Raw genomic sequence first — 24,490 nt, forward strand, 5'->3', positions numbered from 1 at the left:
ATCACGACAGCGCTTCCCGGGCCCATTGCAGGCTCACGCGACGGCGCTGACAGGCGCTTTGCTCCTCTGGTAGGGTGGTCCTCCTAGGAGACCGCCAATGCCTCGCTTGAACCAGATCATCGCCATCGAGAAGGGCGTCAAGGCCCGCTCCCACCAGCGCCTCACCGAGGCGCACCACGCGCTGCAAAAGCCGGCGTTGCTCTCCGGGATCTCGCGCACCTACCGGTCGAAGGACGAGGAGGGCGAGCAGCTCCCGCCCGAGGCGACGAGGGTGCAGGCGAAGGCCGAGGACATCATCCGGAGCACCGCCGACATCCTGGGCGAGCTCTTCGACGTCACGGCCACCAAGGACTATGCGAACTGCAAGGCCCGCGCGGACGTGGTCGTCGACGGCAAGGTGCTCCTCGCGGGGGCGCCCGTGACTTACCTGCTCTTCCTGGAGAAGCAGCTCGTCGACATGAACACCTTCATCAGGAAGCTGCCGGTGCTCGACGCGTCGGAGAGCTGGACGTTCGATCCCTCCGCGGACTCCTGGGCGACGGAGCCGGTGCAGACGGCGCGGACCAAGAAGATCCCGCGCAACCACGTCAAGGCCGAGGCGACGGACAAACACCCGGCGCAGGTGGAGGTCTATCACGAGGACGTGGTCGTCGGTTACTGGAAGACGGTCAAGTTCTCGGGCGCGCTGCCGGCGCGGCGCATCAACGAGCTGCTCGATCGCGTCGAGAAGCTGCAAAAGGCGGTCAAGTTCGCCCGCGAGGAGGCGAACAACCAGACGGTCGAGGAGCAGAAGGTCGGCGCCGCCGTCCTCGGGTTCCTCTTCAGCGCCTGACGCGCGCCTGACGCGCGCCGCTCCCGCCCCGGCGCGCAGCCCATGGTGGCCAGTCGTCCATCTCGCCTCCATGGCGCCTTTCACGATTCGAGCGGGAGCGACGTGCGGACCTCGAGCGCGGCCTTTCGAATCCGGGCACGCCATTGATAGACCGATTCCGCGCTGCGCCCGGTAGTGCGGGCGATGTCGCTCACCGACTCTTCTTCGACGAAGAGCCGGCGGAACATGTCGACCCCCGCGGGAGACAGACGTCGATGCAGCTCGAGCGTCAGACGCTCGAGCGATTGGCGCGTCTCGGTGGAGCGAAGCGCGTCGCGGCACCGGCTCTCGGGCGGCAGGTTCTCGAGATCGACCGGGTCGGTCGGATGCGCGTTGAGCGGGCCCTTGCGCCCGCTGCGCAGGATCGAGAGCGCATGTCGACGCGACACGAAGCCCACGAACTGGTCGAACCCGAGGCCGCGCTCGGGAGCCCAGGCCTTGAGGATGCGGCCGCCGTCGGCGAACAACGCGAGCAACACCTCCTGGGTGAGATCCTCGACGTCGACGGTGACCGGCCGTCCCCAGCTCGCCTCCTCCTTGAGCAGGGCGCTCGCGACGCGCCGGCGTATGACCGGTAAGAGCGCTGTGACGAGCTCCGCCGCCGCCCTGCCGTCGCCGTTCGTCGCACGCTCGATGTCGGAATCACGACCGATGACCATAAGCACCTTCCTCGCTTGGACGCGCAGCGCCAGGCGCCGCGGGCCCGCCTCTCGAATGCGGGTGCGAGGGGTTCAGCAAGAAGGGCGCCAGCGGGTCTCACCCGAATTTCTCGACGTGCGGCGCCCCATCGGACGCAGGCGGGCCGTGGGCGCGCCCGCGGGCGGCCCGCGCGACCCTGGGACAGCCCGGGCTCATCCCACGGCCGCCAGGATCGCCCGCGCCCGCGCCCGGATGGCCGCGCTCGTCCCTGGGCGCGCCGCGAGCTGAGCGACGAGCTCCAGGGCTTCGGGCAGGGCCTGAGCCTGAGAGGTCGCCAGCGTGAGCAGCGTGCCGTCGAGCGCGCTGCCGAATCGGCCCTCGCTCATCGCCGCCGCGAGATCACGCCAGTCCGTGGCGGTGAGGGTTCGATCGCGCAGGGCCGCGAGGGCGGTGCTCTGCACTTCGACGGCCGTGTCGCGCGCCAGGGTGATGAGCAGGTCCTTGGCCTCGGGCGTATCGACCCTGCGCAGCGCCTCGGCGGAGGCTTCGCGCAAGGCGGCGTCCTCGCTCGCGGTGTACGGCTCCGCGATCGCGAGCACCTCGGGGCTGCGCGCGTTCGTGAGGGAACCGAGCAGCGCCGCCCGCGCCTCGGGCGTCTCTGCGGACGCGATCTCGCGGCCCAGCCGCGCGACGAGGGCGTTCGCCGTCGCGGCGTCGCCGTTCGCCGAGGCGGCGCCGGAGGCCGCGGCGAGCGCATGCGCGCTGGCATAGGCCAGGTCGGCGTACCCCTGCCGCTGGCCGTCCTGGAAGGCGTCCCAGACCGCATCGGCCGTCTCGCTCGTCGGCGCCTCGAGAAACGAAACGCGCTGGACGAGCGGCGCTCGGAGCGGCGAGCGCGCGAGCGCGGGTGAGGCGAGGACCGCGCGCATCGCGGCTTGCGCCTCCTCGTGGCCCGCGGACGCGAGCAGATCCATGATGAGGACGCGCGCCTTGTCGGTCGCTCCGGGTTCGAGCGCGAGCTTCGCCAGATCCCGGGCGATCGTCGGCTCTCGTTCGAGGAGCCCGGTCGCTCGCCAGAGCCAGCGGGTGTGGGCCGGCATCACGCCGCCGTTGCCGAACTGGGCGAGATCGGAGAGCAGCCGTTCGCGCGTGAGCCCGTCGACGCGCTGGGCGAGGAGCTCTCGTAAGGTATCCGCGCCGACGATCGGCTCACCCGCGGGGTGCGGCGCGTCGAACGCGATACCGGCCGGAGCCGCCTCACCGCGATCCACGCGAACGAGCCGCAGCTCGAATCGCGCCCGCCCGTCGAGCTCGCTCGCGCCGTCGGGGCCGTCCACGCGGACGCGCTCCTCGCTCTCCACGCGCTCGATCGCGCCGCCGTGCACGCGGATCGACGACCCACCCCGGAGCTCGCGCACGCGCAGGCTCGCCGGGCCGGGGTTCGAGAAGGCGTCGAAGCTCGAATAACGCACGCGCTCCCGCGTGAGATCTTGCTCGTCCTGGGCGTAACGAACGACGGACGCGCCGAACGGCCCCCGCTCGTTCGCCTCCCAGGACGTGCCCGTGGCGCTCGGGCCGAGTGACACGCTCGACTGCGCGACGACCCACTGGACGAGGTTCATGAACACGTCCGGAGCGCCGGCCTCGAAGGCGACGTCCCGGCTCACGCCGTCCGTGCCGACGCGCACCCGCGCGTGCCGTCCCATGAGCGCAGTCGTCGCGTGCTCTCGCGCCGGGAACGCTTCGGTGCCGAGCACGTCGAGCCGGTGGCGAAGCACGTCCGTGAACGAGAGCACGAGCGTCGCCCCGTCTTCCTCCACGGACTCGACGAACAGCGCCATGTCGAGCGCCATGTCCGTCGCGCTCGAGGTATGCGTCTCGGTCGCGCCGACGCCCGCGGCGAAGAGGCGTCCGCGCTGCTCACCCGACCAGGCGACGTGATAATGGAGGACCGAGCCCGGCTCGAACCGCAGGGAGAGCGCATGGACCCGCGGCGTAACGTAGACCGGCTCCGCCGCGCGCATGGCGTGGCGAGCGGCGGGGACGCCGAGCGCGAGCAGCGCGGCGGCGACGGCGATCGAGCGGCGACGGCGCAGGAACCTTTGGGCGAAGGGCGAGGACATACAACCTCCTGAACGACGAATACAAACTCCGAGAGACGAAGCTCGGGCCGAGGCCCGGCGTGACGGCGCCGAGCCCCGACCCACCCGGACCAACGTCAGAGATAGTTCTTGATGAGATCGAGCGGGATGTTGCTCTTCTCGAAACTGAAGATCTCCTCGTCGATCGACGGGCCTTGCCACGAGAACAAGGTCCACTCCGAGTCGAGGAAGGAGAGCGGGCCGTCGACGAACGCCTTCACGTTGCCGTCGAGCATGCGAAACTTCTGCTTCCCCGCGAACGAGAGCGACGCCGTGACGGCCCTGCTCGGGCTCATCGTGATCCTGGCGCCCGCGCTGATCGGCATCTCGCCGCGCACGAGGACCAGGTTGCATTTCACGCCCGCGCGGAAGCCGGGTACGCCGACCGCCGCCGACGCGAACGCATCGGCCTGGGCGAAGGGCGTGACAGTGCCGGTGATCGTGGCGAGATCGATGCCGGATCCGCTCGGCGTCGACGAGCAGGCGCCGCCGATCCGCGCCTTCGCGTCGATCTTCATACCGACGGACATTCCGACCCCTGCGCCGAGCGTGACCGGGACGCCGAACGGGTAGACCGTGGTCGTGAACTCCTTCTTCGTCCCGCTCTTCATCTCCTTGACGAGGCCGGTCTGGAGCTCCGCGCTGTACGGGTTGTCCCAGCGGTTCCAGATCTTGACGTCGAGCACCTCGAGGCGGACCTTCGCCTTGCCCGCCGGTTGCTCGGTGTAGATCTTGGCGGCAGCGTCGATCACCTCCACGGTGGTGCCGTAGGCGTGGCCGACCGCCGTGAACGCGCCGTCGACGCTCAGGTTGGCGCTGCACGCCTGCGCCTGCGGCGACAGGCCCGTCACCTCCCAGCCCGTGTCGTACGACCAATCGAGCGACAGGTCGCTCGATCCCAGCGTGCCGTGATCGCTCTTCCGGTCACCGATGTACGGTCTTCCGTCCGGCGTCTTGGGGAAAGGCTGACTCGCGACCCAGTTGTTGACGACGGCCCCGAAGCCCTCGATGTCTTCCGCCGTCGTCGTGTAGTCGTTCTTCGGCGCGCCGAAGGCGCTCACGGCGTTGCGAACCGGGGAGCCCGGCGCGAAATTCGCGCCCGTGTTGGCGACGCACGTCTGGTACGCGGCCTCCATGTGCTTCGAATAGAACGCCGCCACCTGATCGCGGAGCTGTCGGTAGGACCAGTCGCACTTCGTGACGTTCACGGCGTCGATGCATCCGTCCGCGTCCGCCTGGTAAAGCTGCGCCTTGAGCGCGGCCTCGAGCGCGATGAGCTCGGCTTGCAGATCGCGCGTCACGGGCGCGCAGCCGGGCTGCCCCGTACAGTGATCCGTCGACGTGAAGGTCGGTCCGTGCTTCGCGATGAGGTCGAGCAGCTTGTCGCGTTCGGCGGTGAGCTTCAGGAAGTCCTGCTGCTGATCTTCGTGGTAGCGAAGGGTCTCCGGGTGTTCATCCGACAGCGCGTCTTGCATCTGCGCGTGCCAGCTCCAGTTCACCACGTGGTGGGACGTCCCGGCCTGGAGCTTGCTCCGGATCGCCGCGTCGGCGGGGCCGAAGAAGCTGCCGCGCGCGAGCGACTTGTACGCCTTGAAGTAGCCGTTCTTCGGCGCTTTCGGATCCATGAGCGGCTTGGGTACGCCGCCGACGAGGATCGTTCCGATCTGGCCGTTCGAAGGCCACACGACCGCGGGGAGCGCGCTCTTTCCGGACTTGCTGTACAAGGTCCGGTTCGCGATGCCCGTGCTGGTGTCGAACGCCTGATCGAACAGGACTTCATCGCTCAGCAACGACACGTCGGCGAGATCGCGGAAGCGGGTGTAGTCGTGGAACCGCTCCTGGACGTACTCCGTGCACGACTGCACGACGTTGCCGTTCGCCTGCCAGCGCTCGCGTTGCGCGCGGAGCGAATCGAGCCCGGTGCGGGTGATGCCGTCGGCGAACAGGTTGATGGATCCGCCGCCGGCGTTGTAGAGCTGGCTCTTCTGTTCGACGCCGAGGAACTGCCCCTCGAAATGCTGCGTCATGTGCTTGAAGAAGCTGTAGGGCCTCACGCCTGCTGCGACGGTGGTCTCGGGGTCGTCGGGCGACGCGACCTCCTCGACGCTGACGTCGGGGCGCTGCATCTCCGCGTCGTACGCCGTGCGGATGAGCACGGAGCACGCGCTCGCCTCGCTCGCGACGGAAGCCTGGCCGCACGCCGTCGCCAGGTAGGCGGGATCTCGACACTGGACGACCGTCGGCGTCGGGCACGACGGCTGCGCCATCGCGCCGCTGGTGGTCGCGAGCGCCGCCAGGACGAAGGATGAAATCGATACGCGGGTTCGGGTTCTCATGGGGATGACCTTTCGTGAACGAGGGGTAATGAGGCCCGACGAGCGCGAGCTGCTCCGGTCAAAGAAGGGGGACGCGCCCCCCGTCGCATGGCGCCGGCGTCCGCGAGCCAGGGAGTCAGGGACGGCAGCTCAGAAACCGCCGCAGATCTGTTCGCACTTGTAGACGGGCCCTCGGCAACGGTCCCAGCAGTCCAGAGGCTCGGGCTCGGGCTCGGGCTCGGGCGGCGGAGGAGGCGGCGGCGGCAAGCGGTCGACGATCACGCGGTAGCCGGTCGCTTGAGGCGTGAAGCTGACCGTCAAGCGGGATCCCCCGCTCCAGGTCGTGACGCCCGGCGCGGGAGCCTCCACCAGACGCAGGCGGGTCGCCGACTCGGTGATTTGCTGCGCCGTCGGTTCGTCCGGGAGCGGCGAGACGTCCATCCGCTGGATGACGAGGCTGCTCCGCGGCACACCGGCGTCGTACGTCGAGGCAGACTGCCTGCGCGCTTCGATGGTGTAGTAGTGCGTGGCGTCGATGGGCACGCGGATCACGCCGTGGTGGCCCGGCAGCGGCGGCGTGCCGACGAAATCGAGATCCGCGGTGGCGCTCGAGTTGGTGGGGACGCTCAGGATCTGCGAGGGCGTGAGCCAGCCCGCGAGCGCCGTGTGTTCGGCGGCCGGAAACACCGCGCCGCAGCCGAACGAGGCCGTGAGCGAGCTGCACGACAGGCCGCTCGGCGAGAGCGCGAAGCCCTGGCTCATCACGTCCCATGGGGAGTCGAACCTCAGCGCGGCCGTCCCCGAATACGTGAGATCGATGCCCGCCCCCATCGCGCGCGCGACGCTCGCCTGGTGGCTGAACTCGACCGGCGAGAGCACGGAGAAGCCGTGCGTCCGCTCCGGCGTCTGCAACGTGCCGGCGACGACCTGGTTCTCCAGGTTGTGGCTGAACGCGAGCGCGAAGCCGTCGAAGTCGAAGACGTTGGCGCCGCCGACGAACGCCGCGCTCAGGCAGTCGTTCACGAGATCATCGAGCTTCTCGCTGGAGGTCTGGAGGTTGTAGAAGCTCGCCGGGTTCGGCATCGACTGCCAGTCGAGCACCGTGGTCTCGATCGAGAGGCGGCCGTGCGACGCCGTGGACCAGTAGTCACCGAGACCCGGCCGCGTATTCCCCATCAACCCCTCGAAGTAGGCGCGCGTGTGCGGCGTCGGATTCGCCAGATCGGTGAAGGAGCACGGGATCAAGAGCCAGCGCTTGTTGCCCGTGGTGCTCCCGGACACGAGGCTCGCGAGGCTGGCGACCGCCGAGGCCGGGGCGGTGAGCTGCGTCGCGACGAGGCCGCCGCGCGCAGAATACGTGCTGCCCGTCACGGCGACCGTCCGGCCGAGGATCGCGTCGAAGCCACCGGCTTGCGCGGCGACCGTCGCGCTGATCTCGACCTCTTGCAGCTTGTGATCGCTGCCCGTGACGAAGTAGCGGTTTCCGCCGTTCTGCCCGGTGGTCGATGCGCGCCCGATCGAGAGGCGCGTGAGCTTGCCCTGGATCGTGACGGTGGACGCGACCGCTGGATCACGCACGAGGATGGGCGATCCAAGCGCCGGGGTGGCCGTGAACGTGAGCGGCGCCGCGTCCTCGTCGGTGGATTCGGCGTCCGTTTCTTCGGGTGAGAACGCGCAGCCGGGGGCCACGGCGAGTGACGTCAACAACGCGGACAGCGAGATCAACCGATGCGTAGGCATGACGGGCTCCTGGTTCGGGAACGGAGATCCACGCCGCTCGGCGCGTCGCCGAGGCGTCGTCTCCCCTCGCCCCACAGATACGCAGGCGCTCGTGCGTTTCTGACGAGGTCTCGCGAGGCCTCACCGTCGCGCGCGCCCACGCCGCCGTGCAGGCGCCGGCCGCATCGGGCCCAGGCCGCTGCAGGCGCCCGGGGCGAAGCGCCTTCAGGCGCGCGAGCGCGGCGCCGCCCTCGCAGGCGGCGGGGCTCCTCCGACGTGTCCGGTTGCGCGGCTGCGGTCGGCATGCGCGGGAGCCAGTCGTGCAGGGGTGGCGCGCGCCAGACGCGCGCCCCCTGCCCCGGCCGCGCTTGCGCCGCGGCCGGCGGAGCGATATCGTGGCCGCGGAGTGCAAGTTGAAGCTCAAGCTCAGCTTGATGGGCTCGGCGCCCAAGCGCAGGTTCGAATCCTGCCCCCGCCACCTCATTTTCTCTCGCGGCGGGGTAGCCCAACTTGGAAGAGGCAGCGCTGGCCCGTTCAATGGTCTCAAGCTCTCACTCCAGGCTCGAGCATTCGCCGCCGATCACCCAATCGAACGGGAGGAGGCTTGAATCGTCGGATGCTGGTTCAATTCCAGCCTGGCCAGCCCGCGCCGTGGTGAGGCGTCGCCTCTCCTCGCGCGGCGCCGGGGCGCTCCCGCCCCGGCGCGCGGTCCATGATGGCCGGTAGTTCAATGGCAGAACACGGCGGTGTAAGGACTGACCTTCGACCTTAAACGTGTGGGTGTGCGCAGATGGCGGCAAACCGAGGCCCGGGACTAGGCTACAGTCCCGGGTCTCACCTATTTCAGGGGCGTTCGGGTCGGGGGAGCTCGATCGATGACGCCGCGTTTTCCGTGATTGACGGCCGCCGGGCTGGTCGCCTGTGCCGGCGTCATCGCGGTGTCTGCTCTCCGTCGGATCCCTCCGGGGACGCGGGCGGGCAGGGCGGCGCCGGCGGGCACGAGGCCAAACCGCCCCCTGCCTTCTGGATCCACACCCGGCGGATCAGGCCGGGACGGTAGCTCCCTTCCAGCAATTCGCGGCGCAGCGCCGGCAGCACGACGTCGAGGTGCGCGCGCACCTCGTCCACGCTCTGCCGATCCGGTCCAGGGGCGCCGTCGTTCTGCGCCACCTTCTCGAACGCACGCATCAAGTTGTCCTCGGACGCCAGCTCTTCCATCGTCATTGCCGGCAAGGCCGGTCCCTCCGTGTTCCGAGCCTTCGGCGCCACGCGTGGCGCAGGCACGGGCCGGCCCGCGTCGACTCCGCCGTCGGCCCCTTGCGGGTTGTCAGCTGTCGCTCGGAACAGTTCGAGCTGTCCTGCCCGTTCAATAGCCGTGGTCGCCTTCCCGCCCCGCGTCGCGACGGTTGGGACCGCCGTTCAGCGGCCTTCTGGTACTGCGCAACTATCCGACTCCTCCCGTCCCTTCACCACCTTGCCTTGTCGCTTCGGTATTGGGTTCCTTTCCGCCTAGGTCCCAAGAGGACTTTCACCTCCAGTTCCGCGCCCATGCCGGGCGCACCAAGGGTCCGCTCGCCACGCGAGCCGGCTGCGCCGCCCTTGACCCGCGCTCCACCCTCCCGGCGCGGGACCTCGGGCGATGGGCAAGCGGGCCTCCGGCAGGGACTCCGAACCTCGGGTGGTACTCAAATTCCGCGCTCAAATTTCCGCGGTTTCTGATGCACGTCGACAGTCCTGAACCAGGTCGGGCGCGATGGCATGGCCGAGCTGGCCTGCGGCTCACAAGGTGGCGCGCGCCCCCGGCGCGCTCACCGCGCCGGCTGGTGCTCGCGCGGCTCGAGGCCAACGGTGCGCGCATGCTGGATGAGCCCCGCCCAGACGCCCAGGCCATGGGCGAAATGCATTATCGGAAAGATCGCGCAAAGCAGCGGGAGGTCCCGCAGCGCGCCGCGCCGCGCCGCACGACCCGATTCGACAAGGACGATGACAGCGTAGACAGTCGCCTGCGCCGCGAGCAGTGGGCAAAGCAGCGGCGTGACCACAGAGCCCGCCAGGAGCAGCGCGAAGCTCGTCACCGTCAGGAAGGGAACGAGCGGGCGCATAGACAGGAGACGACGATGAATCAACAGCGTTCGCGCACGCCCTTTACCATAGGCGAAGTACTGCCTCGTAAACTCAGAGAGTGATGAGCGTGGGTAGTAGTACACCTGGATGTCCCGTGACAGGTAGATCTTGCCTCCGGCCTCGATGATCCGCTGGTTCAACTCGGCATCTTCGTTAGTCACCGCGTTCGTGTCGTAGAGTCCGACGACATCGAACACCTCACGGCGGAAGGCGCCATTGAACACCGACTCCACGAATCCTTCTCGAGACGCGTCCCGGTAGGCCGATCCGCCCACCCCGAGTGGACTCGACAGAACCGTACACAGCACCCGCTGGAAGTTGTTCCGACTCCGCGGGCGCGCGGCGCCTCCGGCGTTCGCCGCCCCGGTCCTGCGCAGCGCGTCGACCGAAGCCATCACGTAATCCTCGGCGTACTCGGCGTGCGCATCCATCCGAATAATCACATCACCGCGCGAACGCGAGATGCCGATATTCATCGCAGCCGATTGGATCCGCCGCGGGTTATCGAGGAGAATGACGCGCGGGTCCTCGGCCGAGATGCGCGCCACGATCTCGCGAGTCGCGTCGATCGAGCCGCCGTCCACGACGAGAATCTCGATGCGGTCACCCGGGTACCGCTGGGCGCGCACGCTCCGGAGCGTCGACTCGATATAATGCTCCTCGTTGTAACAAGGAATGATGACGGTACAAAAAGGCTGCTCTGAAAGCTGCGAAAATTCGATGAGCTTGCCTCGACGTGAATCGGCATGCTGATACATGAGCTGTCCCCCCTTGCTGCAAATACGAATCCATGGACGCGCCAGAAGCGCGTTAAGCGAAAGCCTCTAGCTTATCGTCACCAGACGACCTCGTCTGGATTCCGGAGCACCGCACCACCGGTCGTTCGGGCCGGACCGCATGCGACGGGTCTGCATCCGAGATGCAGAAGAGTACCCGAAAGCAGCATTCTCCGCAATATTTTCTGATTTTCTGGCTGCTAAAATTGCCTGTTACCTCATCTGCCACCTCGATGTCACCGGACACATGCCTGTGCGGCCTGATCGGTCGCGCAGCGCACTCTCACGAGCTCGTCCCGTGCACTATCCACGGCGAAGCCCGCGCGCCATCGCGAGGAGGTCCCGTGAAGCGTCGCGGGCGAGAAGGAGCAGCGCGGCCACGTAAACCGCTGCCCCGAAGGCGATCTCCGCGCAGAGCTGGATCCCAGCGGAGGCTCCGCTGAAGGACACAAAGCCACGGCGGAATACGAAGATGCCGACGAACATGATGACGCACGCCGCAAGGGGCGGCAGAAGCGCACCGACGAACGGAAGGATCGCTACTCCCTCGTCGCGCTTGAGGAACATCAGGTAAAGCAGATAGCGCGCGCCGTAAGCGAGCCCGACGCCGCCTGCAGCCCACACCGGCGTGATGTGCCCGAGCGCGAACACGAGGAGGAGCATCAGTATCAGTGTGACCCACTCGACCTTAGCGATGGTCCTGGGCCGGAGCTGCGCCTGGAAGAACACGCTCATCGCGGCTCCGATGGGCTGCGCCAGGGAAAACCCGGCCAGCACGAGCAGAAACGGGGCCACGTCGCCCAGGTGAGGGGGTAGGATCGCCGCCGCAAGCGACTCCGCGATCGCGCCGAGCCCGAGCGCCATGGGGAACATGATAAGTGCGAGGAGCCGGACGACGCGCAGCAGCGCCGCCGGCCGCTTGGTCGCGTCTATCTGCGGGAAGGAGGCTGTCAGCACGTCCATGATGCGCTCGGCAACGTAGGTCGCAGGCACCTCCGCGAGCGTGTAGGCTCGGTCATAATAACCAAGAATCACCGGCCCATGCAGGCGCGCCATGAGGAGGTTGTCCCACCGGCGCGTAGCGAACGAGGCCCAGTTGCCGAGCGATACCGCGAAGCCGTAGCGGAGTAGCCGGTTCAGCGTCTCGCGCCGCAGCGGATGCGGCTCGATCCAGTCCCTGAAGCCCAGGGTCGCGATCATATGTGTTGCCTTGAGGACCGCGCGAACCACGTTTGCCGCGACGAGCGACATCGCGCCGAAGCCGAGGACCCCGAGCGTCACAGACGCCGCCGTGAACGACAGCTCGCCCAGGACCCCCGCGCGAGTGATAACGCCGAACCGGAGCTGTCGCGCGAGCACGCGCTCTGGCATGGCCGCGACCCGCTCGACCAAGGCGGCAAAGACGAGCCCCGGTATATACATGGAGAGTTCGCTCGTATCGAACACCCGCGCGAGCGGGTCCAGGAGAAGGACGAGCGAGCCGAGCGCGACAACGCCGGCGAGGAGGTGAATGATGGTGGCGTGGAACACAATATCGCGGCCGGCGGACGGGTTCGCGATAATATATGTACCGACCCCGATATTGGAGAAGTACTGGGCCGACAGGACCAGAGACGTCGCGACCGCCAGGCTGCCGTATTCGACGGTGCTAATCCACCGCATGAGGACGAACGTTCCGGCAAGGGCGATGATCCGGGATATCGTGCTGCCAGCGACGCTCCAGGCGGCGCCGCGACTTGCTCTCTTGAGCAGGGACGTCCGCGGATCTTCGGCGGTGGCCGGGACGTCCACCACAGCTGCATCTGCGGGCGTTATCGACGCCAATGGGGCCGAACTAGCAGGCTTTCCCATAGAGTGTATGGCCCCAACATCCGGTCTACCGGGCTTCCGGACAATTCGGCCCCAGGGTCTACCTCAGGGCGGATAATCGCGCAATGTCGATGAGCATGGCGCGATGAGAGGCGGGAGAGAATCCTGGATCGAACGTGCAAATCCGCGGCAGCGCGCGCGGCCCCGGCTCCTTCAGCGCCCCCTCGCAGACGAAGCCGCCACAGCGACCGATCTGCCGGCGCTCCCGAGCTGGGCAGCCGGCACCCTCAACGTGGTGCTCGAGGCACGGGCCGTTGGCCGCCCGGTGGTGGCCAGCCGCATCGGGGGGATCCCGGACGTGGTCACTCACGGTCGCACGGGCCTGCCCGTCTCGCCGCGCAACGTAGGGACGCTCGGCCAGGCGCTCCGCGAGGCGCTCGCGCGGCCGTGGGATGAGGCCCGTTCGCCGAGGCGGCACCGACGTCGTGGGAGGAGAGCGCGGACGAGCTGTATCGGCTGCTCGCGCCGGCGGCATTCGGGGACAGCCAGCGGGTCGCAGCCTGAGGGCTGACGCTGACTGACGTGTTCCGCCAAGATCGTCCAGGTGGAGCGCTCCCGCGGGTCTCCATCTAGCGCGACGGAGACGGAGGCGCAGGCGAACGACAAGATCGCGCTCGTCACGGGTGGAAGCCGCGGCCTCGGGAAGCACGCCTCCTCTCGGCTCGTGGACCGCATCGCGCGGGGCGGCGGCCGCGCGCGCCGGTCGGGCTAGCTCGTCGCAGGGTGCATGAGCGATCTCGGCGAGCCGGAACGGTCCTCCTCTCGGGCGAGACGCCCGATGGGTGCCTCCGACCCCGAGGCTGCTCAGGGTACAGTCGGTTCGCATCTCGTTCGTGCTCTTCATGCCACTCGCTTCGAGATTTCTCGCGGCCCTAACCAGACGCTAAGCTTTTCCCCCCGGAGGCCGCATGCGCGCTCGCGTGCGGTGGATCCTTCCGCACGCCGAGCTCGATCGGCACGTCGGAGACCGTCACGCAGTGCTTGCCGCCGCGCGTGGGCGCGATGTTGTCGACCACCTGAATCCGGATGACGGCTCGGTCGCCGAGGTACCTGCGGAGCGCCCGCTCGATGAGGCGCGCGTGCTCGTCCTGGTAGTCCTTTGCCGGGACGATCTTGATCTTGATGGCCCTGCTCGGATCCTGACGGACCTGGAAGCGCCTCACCGAGGGGTATTCCTTGAGCAGCTGAGGGAAGAACTCGCCCGCCAGGAGCTGCCCATCCGGTCCCACGACCATGTCGAGCATCCGCCCCTCGACCGAGGCGAGGAGCGGCAGGCCTCGCCCGCACGAGCACGTCGACGCGGACCCGATGGCGACGTCTTCGTTCTTGTAGCGGAGCAGCGGCATCGACCGGGAGACAAGGTCGCTCACGATGACCTCACCCGGCTCGCCCGGCTCGGCGGGCCGGCCCCCGCGCTCCAGCTCCAGGTAAACCCCCTCCATGTTGATGTGCAGTCCTTCGTGCCGGTCGCACTCCGCGGCGAGCAGCATCACCTCCCTGCATCCGTATCGGTTGAACAGGGGCGCGTTGAAGGCGAGCTCGATGGTCCTGCGCTGGTGCTCGAAGAGCCGCTCGGCGCTGCACACGAGGCCCCTGGGCGCGGGAAGCTTGCGACCTGTCTCGAGGGCGAAACGCGCTGTGTGGTAGAGCGGGCCCGTATAGCCGATGATCAGGCGAGGTTGATAGCGTACTATCTCGTCGACGACCGCGGCGAGCCGTCGCTCGGACAGGTCGAACGCACACACGTACTTCTTGCGGAGTATGGCCTCGTGCAACTCTCGCTTCCTCCTTTTGAGGGGGCCCTCGTAAGCGAGGGGGATCCCCCAGATGTGGAGCTCTTTGTCCCCCACCCTCGCTCCGGCCCATCCGTCCGAGCGCATCGCTGCGGCGATCCGATGCTCGTAGGTGACGTGGTCCAGGTAGAACCGCAGCGGCTCCCCGGTGGAGCCGCCCGTCGCGCTCGCGAGCAACTTGCCCGTGTACCCCTCCGCGATCAGCTCGCGCCCATGGGCAGTAATGTCCGCCTTGGTCAGAATGGGGACCCGCACGAGGTCCTCTGGCGCCTTCACGTCCGCTGCGCGCACCCCGTACTCGGCGAAGCGGCGCCGATAGAAAGGCACATTCTGCTCGGCAAAATGGAGAGCGTCGAGCATCCTCCGAAAGGACATCTCACGAAGCTCGCGCTCCGGACGCCACTGCGATTGTTCGATTTCTCGCAGTCGCGTCAGCGTCGACCGCCCCCGCAGGTGGGTTTCGTACAACGGAAACAAAATACTTCGAAATATGTTTCCATACATATTTTTCATTATTGTTTCATATATGATGCTGTCAAGCCGCATATGGTAAAATAGCCCTCCGCACTGCCCAGGTGCGATAGCGTACGTCCGGCGCGATTCCATGAGCCCGATCGGATGCCCAGTAGAACACGCGATCGGTGGATCTCACGATCAGCGTCGCTCGCACGAGCTCCGTATACGCAAAGCCGATTTCATGTGGCTTCTGCGACCGGAGCTGACTCGTTGCATGCGTCCGGCCGGAACGGCGGCGGCGCTTCGCTTCCGAGATGTCCAGCGGGGCCGCCTTGGTCGCAAAGCGGGTTCACTCGTCCGTGTGAGTTTCTTCACACCACGATGGCTGAGGAGGACGCGAGCGCGATGGCCCTCGCCGACCGGGTCGGTTCTGCGCTGGCGTCGATCTGCACTTGATGACGAGCAGTCCGGAGGCCGCGGCGGCGCTACTCGGGCGCGGCGCCGATCTCCTCATGCTTCTGTACGGTGCGACCCTTCTGCTCGTCATCGCATGCACCGGCCATGCTCTCACCGATGGCGCGCGTCGCGCTCAGCCGACTGGCGCGCTTTGGCGAAGGTGCCTCGAAAGCCCCGCATTGCGAGCTCGTGAAAGAGCACGACCGCGTCTCGACAGCCCTCGTTCCAACTCGTGCGCAGAAAGCTGTCGTGTTCGGTCCAGATGCCGATCTTGGTCCGCCGTTTTGCGCGCTCCGGACACCGATCCGCGTGGAGGTACTTGCGCGCCGTTTGCCGCGAAAGCCCCATCCGCTGGCTCGTTGCGTTGGTCGAGTAGCCTTGAGCATGGAGAATATGCACCTGTTCATAGAGCCTCTGACGCTTCGTACGCGATATCGCGGCGCGCGGTGCCTCTGCGGGAGAGCTCGACGCACCCGCATCCTCGGCCGGGTCGTGAACGATGGTCGCCCCATCCGCGTGCGGCTGTGATGTAGATGATGCGGGCGCCGAGGCCGGCGCCGTCACGGAGGCCGGGGTCGACGTCGTCGCAGAGGCCAATGTCGCGGCTCGCTCGAGGGCGCCGCGATGACGCTGGAGCAGCCGTTCGAGGACGTCGCCGAGGTTCTTGAGCAGGTGCCAGCGATCCGCCACCTGCACGGCGTTCGGCGCCCCCTCCTGGATGCCTTGCGCGTAGGTCTCAGCGCGGTCCCGCGCGACGACCCCGATTCCGCGGCGCTCCTTCAGCCAGCACGCCAACGTGTCCGCCGTGCGATCGGGCAACAGGTCAATGGGCGCACGCCGTTCGAGATCGACGAGGATCGTTCCGTCGGTGTGCCCGCGCCGGATCGCCCAATCGTCGACCTCCACGACGCGCGGGGGGGCGCCTTCCTCCTGCTGCCGGCCGCGCTCGCCCCAGGCGTCGCGAGGTGAGGGGCAGAAATCTGCGGATCGGGGTGGCTATCAACACACGATCGACCTGCTCGGCCATGCTGCACGCAGCATCGTACAGGTCGTGTCGAAGAGGTGTTGTGCCTGACCGCCGTGTCTCTATCGAGGACGCCGAGATGCGCCACGGCCGCAAGAGCCGCTCGAAGCGGTTCGACGGCGACAAGGAGCACATCGCGCGCGACCTTGACCTTCCCGGCATTGTCGCGTGCGCGGTCACGCCAGCGAATCGGCCCGAAGAAGAGGGGGCCGCACCGATCGCCGAGGACGTTCAGCGTCAGCGGCTGCGCCTCGTCGAGCTCCACATCGATCGCGCCTACGCGAATAGTCCCGTCGTTCACGACGTGATCCGTGCGGGCCGCCAAGTGTTCTCGAAGCCTTGGGGACAGCGGGCTCGAAGCCCGGATGTGTTCAGCAAGTGCGATTTCAAGAGCGCCGCCGTTCACCACGATCGTCGCGGGGTGTACGGCCGATCCATACGCCCCAAGCAAAGCGCGCGAATTTGATGCGGGCCGGCATCAAAAGAAAGTGAACACAACTTCCCACTTTCCATAAAAGGGAGCACATGGCTCGATCTTCGGTGATGCTCATCTGTGGGCGTCATCCTCGGCACCTCTATGTCGCCAACCGAATTTGCCAGTCTGTCGCTCCCGTGGTGATCGTGCAGGAGTCAGGGCAACGATGGAGCTACCAGAAAGTGCGCTCGAAGCTGCGTCGCAGCGAGATCACCGCCAAGGTGTGGCGCACGCTCCGGGACCGCTACCGCAACACGGCCGGCCGGGAGGCCCGTTTCTTCTTCAGCGACGCGCAGCCGCACCTCGATCGGCAGGATTTGGTGAGGGTCGTGCCCCACATCAATGATCCGGAGGTGCTCGAGCTCGCCCGCCGTCACAAGCCGGACATCATCACCGTCATGGACAGCTCGCTCATCAACGGAGAACTCCTGAAGATGGGCCGAGTCGGGATCGTCAACCTGCACGGAGGGATCAACCCGTGTTACCGCGGCTCGGACGGGATCTTCTGGGCGCTTTACTAGGGCAAGCCCGAGATGGCCGGCATGACGGTGCACTTCATCGACGCGTCGGCTCAAGCCTTCAGGAGGAGCTCGAACCCTTCGGCCACGAGCCCCTTGAACACGGTCGGTCCCGTCCGGCGAAATCCTAGCTTCTCCAGGACCCTGACCGACGCGACGTTCTCGATCATCGCGTGCGCGACGAGGCGTGAGAGCCGGAGCTCCTCGACCGCGTACCGGATGCACGCGGCGGCCGCCTCCGTGGCGTAGCCCTTGCCCCAGTGCTTGCGGAAGAAGCGGTACCCGAGGTCCGCGACCTCGAGGTCTTCGTGCCACCTGAGGCCGCACCAGCCCAGCTTTTCCGCCGTCTTCCGGTCTGAGACGATGAACCGGCCCATGCGGAAATCCTCGAACTGGCGCGCGAGCCGCGCGACGACCGCGCGCGCTTCGTCCTCGCACGCGAACGCGGTATCGCCGGTGTAGCGGACCACTTCGGGATCCGAGTTCAGCTCCATCATGAACGGGGCGTCGGACAGCCGGTGGGGGCGGAGGCGCAGGCGCTCCGTCGAGAGGAGGGCGTCGTCGTCGGTGTCGAGGCCGGGCACCCGGCGATCTTACCAGGTCCGCCACGTGTTCGCCATTTCCTGTCCCGAGCGCGGCCGTCTCCTGATTCTCGCGCTGGTGCTCCCTTCGCGCCATTGCGTGCTCCCATGCGCGAGCTGCTGCCTTTCCACGCGTTCGCCCTGCTCTGCGCTCGATGCCCGCAAATACCCCGGCTTCGCATGCGGGCGCGGCCCTCCCCCGGCGCGAGCGCGAATGAACGCCGATTGCTCGACAGGGGTCGCGGCTGTCAACCCCTCTTCAGGGGCTTGGTGAACCGCCCCCATTAACTTAGGATCGCTCCAGACACAGCGGGTTGGCGACTGGAGCCTTCGAGCGCTGGCTGCACCTGGCCACGCCCGCATCGTGGCGTGGCCTGTCGGGTGCCGCATCGACGAATCGCCCTGACTTTTCGTGCCGGCAATTGGTGGGACTCTCATCGAGAAGTCGGTGCGGGGCACGGGCGGAGATCCGTCCCGGAGTCGGCCTTCGCCCGAATCACTCGCCTGCTGGGCTCCACCTCATCTGAACGCGGCTGTCTGCGGGATCGAGCGCATTGACGCTCGGAATCGATAGAAAGGCGGAGTCACATGCGAAAGTATCGAGCGAGTGCGGTTTCTGCTGGAATCCTCGCCGGGTTTGCCGGGGTGATGGCCAGCGCAGGCGCGAGCTGGGCCGGCGATTCGCGAGACGTCAAGGCGGAGGCCGGCGCGTCCGACGAGGTCGGGCACCACGTGCCCGGCAAGGGCAAGGGGTTCGTGGGACAGCAGTATCAGCAGTATCAGAAGGGGGAGCGTGGTCCCCAGGGGCCCATGGGACAGCGGGGGCCCGCTGGGCCGCAGGGCGAGCGCGGTCCGCAGGGGCCCAAGGGCGAGCGCGGCGAGCCCGGCCCGCAGGGGCCGGCGGGCGCCGCAGGCACCGCGGGGCTCATCGGTCCCCAGGGCCTCCAGGGCTTCAAGGGCGTCGACGGCGCGCGGGGTCCGCAAGGGCCCAAGGGCGAGCGCGGCGAGCCGGGCCCGCAGGGGCCGGCAGGCACCGCGGGGCTCATCGGTCCCCAGGGCCTCCAGGGCTTCAAGGGCGTCGACGGCGCGCGGGGTCCGCAGGGTCCGCAAGGGCCCAAGGGCGAGATGGGTCCTCAGGGGCCGGCAGGCGCCGCGGGGCTCATCGGTCCTCAGGGCCTCCAGGGCTTCAAGGGCGTCGACGGCGCGCGCGGTCCGCAAGGGCCCAAGGGCGAGATGGGTCCTCAGGGGCCGGCGGGGCACATCGGTCCTCAGGGCCTCCAGGGCTTCAAGGGCGTCGATGGCGCGCGCGGTCCGCAGGGACCCGCGGGATCCATGGGGCCCAAGGGCGAGATGGGTCCTCAGGGGCCGGCGGGGCTCATCGGTCCGCAGGGCCTCAAGGGCGCTGACGGCGCGCGTGGTCCGCAGGGTCCGCAAGGGCCCAAGGGCGAGATGGGTCCTCAGGGGCCGGCGGGGCTCATCGGTCCTCAGGGCCTCAAGGGCGCTGACGGCGCGCGTGGTCTGCAGGGGCCGGTAGGACCCAAGGGCGAGATGGGTCCCCAGGGACCGGTAGGACCGAAGGGCGAGATGGGTCCCCAGGGCCTCAAGGGCGCTGACGGCGCGCGCGGTCCGCAGGGGCCGGCGGGGCCCAAGGGCGAGATGGGTCCCCAGGGCCTCAAGGGCGCTGACGGCGCGCGCGGTCCGCAGGGGCCGGCGGGGCCCAAGGGCGAGCGTGGCGAGCCGGGCCCCCAGGGCCTCGCGGGGCACGTCGGTCCTCAGGGCGTTCAGGGCCTCAAGGGCGCCGACGGCGCTCACGGCCTCAAGGGCGCTGACGGCGCGCGCGGTCCTCAGGGCCTCGCTGGACCCAAGGGCGAGGTCGGTCCCCAGGGGCCCATGGGACCCAAGGGCGAGCGCGGCGAGCGCGGCCTCCAGGGCCCCGCAGGGCTCGTCGGTCCTCAGGGCCTCCAGGGCCTCAAGGGCGCCGACGGCGCTCACGGCCTCAAGGGCGCTGACGGCGCGCGCGGTCCTCAGGGCCTCGCTGGACCCAAGGGCGAGGTCGGTCCCCAGGGACCCAAGGGCGAGCGCGGCGAGCGCGGCCTCCAGGGCCCCGCGGGGATCGTCGGTCCTCAGGGCCTCCAGGGCCTCAAGGGCGCCGACGGCGCTCACGGCCTCAAGGGCGCTGACGGCGCTCCGGGCCTCAAGGGCGCTGACGGCGCGCGCGGTCCGCAGGGACCCAAGGGCGAGGCGGGTCCCCAGGGGCCGGCCGGACCCAAGGGCGAGCGCGGCGAGCGCGGCCCCGCGGGCATCGTCGGTCCTCAGGGCCTCCAGGGCCTCCAGGGCCTCAAGGGCGTCGACGGTGCTCACGGCCTCAAGGGCGCTGACGGCGCTCCGGGCCTCAAGGGCGCCGACGGCGCGCGCGGGCCGCAAGGTCCCGCTGGACCCAAGGGCGAGGCGGGTCCCCAGGGGCCGGCCGGACCCAAGGGCGAGCGCGGCGAGCGCGGCCCCGCGGGCCCCGCGGGGACCGTCGGTCTCCAGGGTCTCCAGGGCCTCAAGGGCATCGACGGCACGCGCGGTCCTCAGGGCCTCGCTGGACCCAGGGGCGAGCGTGGCCCCCAGGGGCCGGCCGGAACGCCTGGGCTCGTGAAGATCCACGTGGTCTCCGTGACGCGCGAGGCGTCACCCACGAGCGCGTTCGTCAACGTCAAGGCGCTCTGCGACGCGGGTGAAGTCGTGATCAGCGGCGGATTCTCGATCTCCGGCGGCGCCCAGGCGACGAGCAGGGTGGTCGAGAACTCGCCGTTCGACCCCACCGAAGGCCGCGCGGGCTGGACATCGACCGCCGTGTTCGAGAGCGGCTTCGGCAAGAAGGCGCAGACGGTGTCGCTGACCACCTTCGCCGTGTGCGCCGAGCTGTCCGAGCGCTGATCCCGAAAGACCGGCGGGCCATGCTCGCGTGAGCACGAGCCCATCTATCGAGCAGCTGTCTCCCGCCCGTCCACCGTGACCGCGAGGGCGGGGGACAGCTGGCTCCGCACCTCATGGTGCTCTCCGCACGCCGCACGCCGCACCGCAGCACGCCGTGCCATCACCGCACAGCCCCCCACCTGCCGCCCCGCCTGCACAGGCCACCGCGGTCCGCCCGTGCTCCCCAGGAGCACGGCCAGCGACGCCGCCGGGCCCAGTCGCAGCCCTCCCCTGAATCCCTTACACCGCCGGTACAGCGCCGGATCAGCAGCCCGCGTTCACCAGGGACGCCGCCACACGCACATTTACCCACAAAAGACGACACCCCTCGCCGTCGCGGCATCGGAGGTGCAGATGTCCCGCCGGCACGCGTGAGGCAGCTTGCACGCTTTTCGCATGAATTCCTGACCGGTGGCCTGTGTGAACATCGCACGCTTCCACGCTCCGAAAAAAATGCGCGGCTTCCGGCATTTCTGCCGGAATGTCGGCGTGGCATCGCTGCTGTCCTGGATCAGGGAGAGCCGCCCTGGCACGCGCGTGAAGCCGCCGCGACGCTGTTTGTCACAGCTGTTGCCATCTGCCACAGGCGCGGTTGCACGTAGTCAGCGGACGGGCCGATGAAGACATCCCCTCACGTCAATCCAGCGGTACCCGGCATATCGAGGAGACACACCGAGAAATCTCCTCGCTCCGTAAATGCTGTGGTAATTTGCCCCCCTGGGGACGCGGACACGAAGGAGGGGTTTCTCTCAGGTCGGACCACATGCGCCCGAAGCGCACCCCAGAGGGGAACCATGAGCATAGATTACGATATGAAGACCACCGAGCATGCGACGATGACCGGAGCACGCCACAACCGTCTCGTGATTGCACACGTACTGAACTCCTTCCAGGTGGGCGGCGCCGAGCAGGTCGTGGTGGATCTGGCCGGGCTGCAGCGCGCCGCGGGACATGAGGTGATGGTCGTGGGCATCGCGATGAATCCCGACGGGCCGCGCGCGGCACAGCTCCGAGAGCGCGACGTCGCGGTGCACATGCTGCCGAAGCGCTCCGGCTTCGACTTCAAGCTCCCCGGGAAGCTCGCGGCGTTCTTCGCCAAGCACGGTGTCTCCATCGTGCACTCGCACAATCAGCTGCCGCTCGTCTACGCCACGGCCGCGGGCCGACTGCACCGTGTGCCTGTGTGCCACACGCTGCACGGCGCCATGTTCGATCAGGGACGCAGGGCGTGGCTGCGGCACATGGCCGCCAGGCTCGCCGACGCGCACGTGGCCGTGTCGCAGTCCACGGCCGACTTCATGCTGAAGCACAAAGAGGTACCGAGCTCGAAGCTTCATGTGATCTTGAATGGAATCGACCTCTCCCGTTTCAGGCCGGACGCCGCGGCGCGGCACCGCATCCGAGCCGAGCTCGAAATCCCCCAGGACGCGTGGGTCGCCGGGGCCGTCGGGCGCCTGTCGCAGGTCAAGAACCACGCGCTCCTGCTCCGCGCGGCCGCGGCCGCGGGGATCCTGTCGGGCAACTCGGACAACGCGCGCCTCCTCCTGGTCGGAGACGGGCCGGAGGCCGCGTCGCTGCGCGCCCTCGCCGAAGAGCTCGGCATCAGCGACCGCGTCGTCTTCGCAGGCGAACGGCACGACGTGCCGGGGCTCCTCGCCGCGAGCGACGTCTTCGTCCTGTCGTCGACGTCCGAGGGCCTGCCGCTCTCCATGGTGGAGGCCATGGCCACGGGGTTGCCGGTGGTCTCGACCGCCGTGGGTGGCATCCCTGCCCTGATCGCCGACGGGGAGACGGGCTTCCTCGTGCCGTCGGACGACGAGGGCGCGCTCGCCGCCAAGCTCGCCGCGCTCAAGGGGGATCCCGTGCAGTCCGCGGCGATGGGCAAGCGCGGAAGGAAGCTCGCGCTGCGGCGCTACTCGGCCGAACGCATGATGGCGAGCTACATGGATATCTACGAGACCCTGCTCGCCCGGCGCGAGTCGGAGCGGCGAGCCGTGCTGCGGCCGAGCGAGCTGCTCGCAGGCCTGAACGCATAACCCAGCGGGCTGCTCGCAGGCTCGCCCCCCATCCTCCGGCGAGCTGCTCGCAGGCTCGCCTCACGCTCCACACACCCAGGGCGAAACGCAAACGGCGCGGCGAGCGCGTTGCCCGCCGCCGGGGGCAGGCCGTCGCTGCCTCCGGCCCGCTTCACGGCGCGCGAGGGAGCGTCGAGCGCGCGCGCGCGTTCGTCGCGAGCGACGGCGGCGACGAGAGCGCCGCTGCCCGGGAAAGCCGCGCCTGGGGACGACCCGAAGGCGGCCGTTCGTCCAGCGCGCCGAGGTCGCGCAGGTCCGTCGCCGGCGCCAGCGTGCTCCGGGGCGGCGGCGCCAGCGTGCTCCGGGGCGGCGGCGCCAGCGTGCTCCGGGGCGGCGGCACCAGCGTGCTCCGGGGTGGCGCAAGCGCGAGCGCGGCGTGCGCCTCGCGCACAGCGGCCAGCATCGACCGCGCATCCGGCCAGCGATCCGCCTGCGCGAACTCGAGCGCGCGGTCCACCACCCGCACCACGGCCGGAAGCATCGACGGCGCGATCCGCGCGAGCGACGGAATCGGGCAGGTCATCCTCAGGAAGAAGAGCTCGTTGACGGTCGGCGCCTCCTGGACGTATCGGTCCGTCAGCAGCGAGAACATCGTCGCGCCCAGCGCCCAGAGGTCCGTCCGCGCATCGACGAGATCCCAGCGCGCGCGGGCCTGCTCGGGCGGCATGTACGCCGGCGTGCCCATCGCGCGGAGCCCCACGAGGGAGGTTTGCCCCGAGGGGGCCCGCAGGCGCGCGATGCCGAAATCGAGGATCTTCACCTCGCGCTCTCGCGTGAGGAAGATGTTGTCGGGCTTCAGATCCCGGTGAACGACGCCCCTCGCGTGCGCGGCCGCGAGCACGTCCAGGATCTGCTCGCTCACGGAGAGGACCTCGGCCGGCGGGAGCGGGCCCCTCTGCGCCTTCCATCGCTGGAGGAGGCTCTCTCCCTCGAGGAGCTCCATCACGAGGAACGGCCATCCATCCTCGGTCACGTCGTCCGCGATCACCGCGGCGACCCCCGGGTGATCGACGGTCTGCGCGATGGCCTTCTCGCGGAGGAACCGCGCGCGATCGCCCCGATCCCTCGCCCGCTCGGGGTGCAGCAGCTTGATCGCGACCCGCTGGCCCCTCCGGTGCGTCGCGGCATAGACGGCCGCCATCCCGCCGAGGCCGATCAGCGCGTCCAGCCGCCACGCGCCGTTGAGCGACGTTCCCACCCGCGCCTGCGCTCTCTGGACGTGCGTGACATTCTCGAACTCCATCGCTGGTCCTCTCCGTACCTCGAGCCAGCGGCCCTCCCGGCGCTCGCGGCGCAGGAGAGCCACTCTGCTCTGCGTTTCCCGTGTCCTGGCGGCGGCGCTACGATCGAATCCGCGCTCCACGACGGCAGGCCCGGGTTGCAGCTCGTCGGCTCCGCGACCCGCCCGGCCGTCCTGCGTCATCGAGACAGGAACCGCATGGGCTGGGCGGTATCCAGCAGCACGTCATTTCATGGAAAAGTTCAGCAAAACCCGAGCCACGCCGGCACACCTGGAGCGCCGCGGTGAACGCGCGGCCGCGTGGGGCGAATCGCCCCATGCGGCAAGATGCCCCGACCATTGTGGCCTCCCCCGGCCTCCGCCTCATCCTCGTGAGACCCCCCTCGAATGTGCTCGGATGTGCTCGGAATCATGGGGCCGCAATCGGACAGGAACGGATGTGCTCGGACGTGGCCTC

The 24,490-nt window shown here is 68.8% G+C and carries 17 protein-coding genes; 6 read left to right on the plus strand and 11 right to left on the minus strand.

All coding sequences use genetic code 11. The features are described 5' to 3' along the window. Nucleotides 1-97: 97 nt before the first annotated feature. Nucleotides 98-832 carry a DUF7873 family protein gene (locus WMF11_RS30860; RefSeq protein WP_437542347.1) on the plus strand — a complete coding sequence of 245 codons (735 nt, stop codon included), beginning with the start codon at nt 98-100 and terminating at the stop codon, nt 830-832. 80 nt (nt 833-912) lie between these two features. On the opposite strand, the gene WMF11_RS30865 is transcribed toward WMF11_RS30860, so the two are convergent. From WMF11_RS30865 to WMF11_RS30895, 7 genes are all read right to left on the minus strand, one after another. Then, nucleotides 913-1,347, minus strand: coding sequence for a hypothetical protein (locus WMF11_RS30865; RefSeq protein ID WP_437973274.1), 435 nt, complete (start codon nt 1,345-1,347; stop codon nt 913-915). Between the two features lie 375 nt (nt 1,348-1,722). Further along, a complete protein-coding gene (locus WMF11_RS30870; protein WP_437973275.1) occupies nt 1,723-3,633 on the minus strand; it encodes a HEAT repeat domain-containing protein in 1,911 nt (636 codons plus the stop codon). A gap of 95 nt (nt 3,634-3,728) precedes the next feature. Beyond that, entirely contained in the window at nt 3,729-5,987 is a 2,259-nt protein-coding gene (locus tag WMF11_RS30875; protein ID WP_437973276.1) for a hypothetical protein, read from the minus strand. A gap of 129 nt (nt 5,988-6,116) precedes the next feature. Beyond that, on the minus strand, nt 6,117-7,706 hold the full coding sequence (locus WMF11_RS30880) for a hypothetical protein (protein ID WP_437973277.1): 1,590 nt from the start codon (nt 7,704-7,706) through the stop codon (nt 6,117-6,119). A gap of 909 nt (nt 7,707-8,615) precedes the next feature. Further along, the gene (locus WMF11_RS30885; RefSeq protein WP_437973278.1) at nt 8,616-8,918 is read right to left on the minus strand and encodes a hypothetical protein; all 303 of its coding nucleotides are present in this window, start codon (nt 8,916-8,918) and stop codon (nt 8,616-8,618) included. A 575-nt stretch (nt 8,919-9,493) separates the two neighbouring features. After that, on the minus strand, nt 9,494-10,567 hold the full coding sequence (locus tag WMF11_RS30890) for a glycosyltransferase family 2 protein (RefSeq protein ID WP_437973279.1): 1,074 nt from the start codon (nt 10,565-10,567) through the stop codon (nt 9,494-9,496). Between the two features lie 321 nt (nt 10,568-10,888). After that, nucleotides 10,889-12,376 (minus strand): oligosaccharide flippase family protein, encoded by a 1,488-nt coding sequence (locus WMF11_RS30895; RefSeq protein WP_437973280.1) that lies wholly within the window; start codon nt 12,374-12,376, stop codon nt 10,889-10,891. 163 nt (nt 12,377-12,539) lie between these two features. Here WMF11_RS30895 and WMF11_RS30900 point away from each other — a divergent pair, with 163 nt between their 5' ends. Then, nucleotides 12,540-12,965, plus strand: a complete 426-nt coding sequence (locus WMF11_RS30900; RefSeq protein WP_437973281.1) for a glycosyltransferase — start codon at nt 12,540-12,542, stop codon at nt 12,963-12,965. Nucleotides 12,966-13,326: 361 nt separating this feature from the next. Here WMF11_RS30900 and WMF11_RS30905 read toward each other — a convergent pair whose 3' ends face one another. Together WMF11_RS30905 and WMF11_RS30910 are read right to left on the minus strand one after the other, a co-directional pair. Continuing rightward, the gene (locus tag WMF11_RS30905; protein ID WP_437973282.1) at nt 13,327-14,607 is read right to left on the minus strand and encodes a phenylacetate--CoA ligase family protein; all 1,281 of its coding nucleotides are present in this window, start codon (nt 14,605-14,607) and stop codon (nt 13,327-13,329) included. Nucleotides 14,608-15,270: 663 nt separating this feature from the next. After that, nucleotides 15,271-16,065, minus strand: a complete 795-nt coding sequence (locus WMF11_RS30910; RefSeq protein ID WP_437973283.1) for a transposase — start codon at nt 16,063-16,065, stop codon at nt 15,271-15,273. Between the two features lie 197 nt (nt 16,066-16,262). Between WMF11_RS30910 and WMF11_RS30915 the strand changes: the two genes are divergently transcribed. Both WMF11_RS30915 and WMF11_RS30920 read left to right on the plus strand, forming a co-directional pair. After that, nucleotides 16,263-16,649 carry a hypothetical protein gene (locus WMF11_RS30915; protein WP_437973284.1) on the plus strand — a complete coding sequence of 129 codons (387 nt, stop codon included), beginning with the start codon at nt 16,263-16,265 and terminating at the stop codon, nt 16,647-16,649. 59 nt (nt 16,650-16,708) lie between these two features. Continuing rightward, complete coding sequence (locus WMF11_RS30920; RefSeq protein WP_437973285.1) at nt 16,709-17,179, plus strand: formyltransferase family protein; 471 nt, start codon at nt 16,709-16,711, stop codon at nt 17,177-17,179. 50 nt (nt 17,180-17,229) lie between these two features. Here the strand turns inward: WMF11_RS30920 and WMF11_RS30925 are convergent, their stop codons facing one another. After that, complete coding sequence (locus WMF11_RS30925; protein WP_437973286.1) at nt 17,230-17,760, minus strand: GNAT family N-acetyltransferase; 531 nt, start codon at nt 17,758-17,760, stop codon at nt 17,230-17,232. Nucleotides 17,761-18,345: 585 nt separating this feature from the next. Here WMF11_RS30925 and WMF11_RS30930 point away from each other — a divergent pair. Then, a complete protein-coding gene (locus WMF11_RS30930) occupies nt 18,346-20,679 on the plus strand; it encodes a collagen-like triple helix repeat-containing protein (protein WP_437973287.1) in 2,334 nt (777 codons plus the stop codon). A gap of 833 nt (nt 20,680-21,512) precedes the next feature. Further along, a complete protein-coding gene (locus tag WMF11_RS30935; RefSeq protein ID WP_437973288.1) occupies nt 21,513-22,754 on the plus strand; it encodes a glycosyltransferase in 1,242 nt (413 codons plus the stop codon). Between the two features lie 151 nt (nt 22,755-22,905). On the opposite strand, the gene WMF11_RS30940 is transcribed toward WMF11_RS30935, so the two are convergent. Further along, nucleotides 22,906-24,036 carry a protein kinase domain-containing protein gene (locus WMF11_RS30940; protein ID WP_437973289.1) on the minus strand — a complete coding sequence of 377 codons (1,131 nt, stop codon included), beginning with the start codon at nt 24,034-24,036 and terminating at the stop codon, nt 22,906-22,908. Nucleotides 24,037-24,490 lie beyond the last annotated feature (454 nt).

This window comes from Sorangium sp. So ce295 (assembly GCF_051527405.1).
GTDB lineage: Bacteria > Myxococcota_A > Polyangia > Polyangiales > Polyangiaceae > Sorangium > Sorangium cellulosum_B.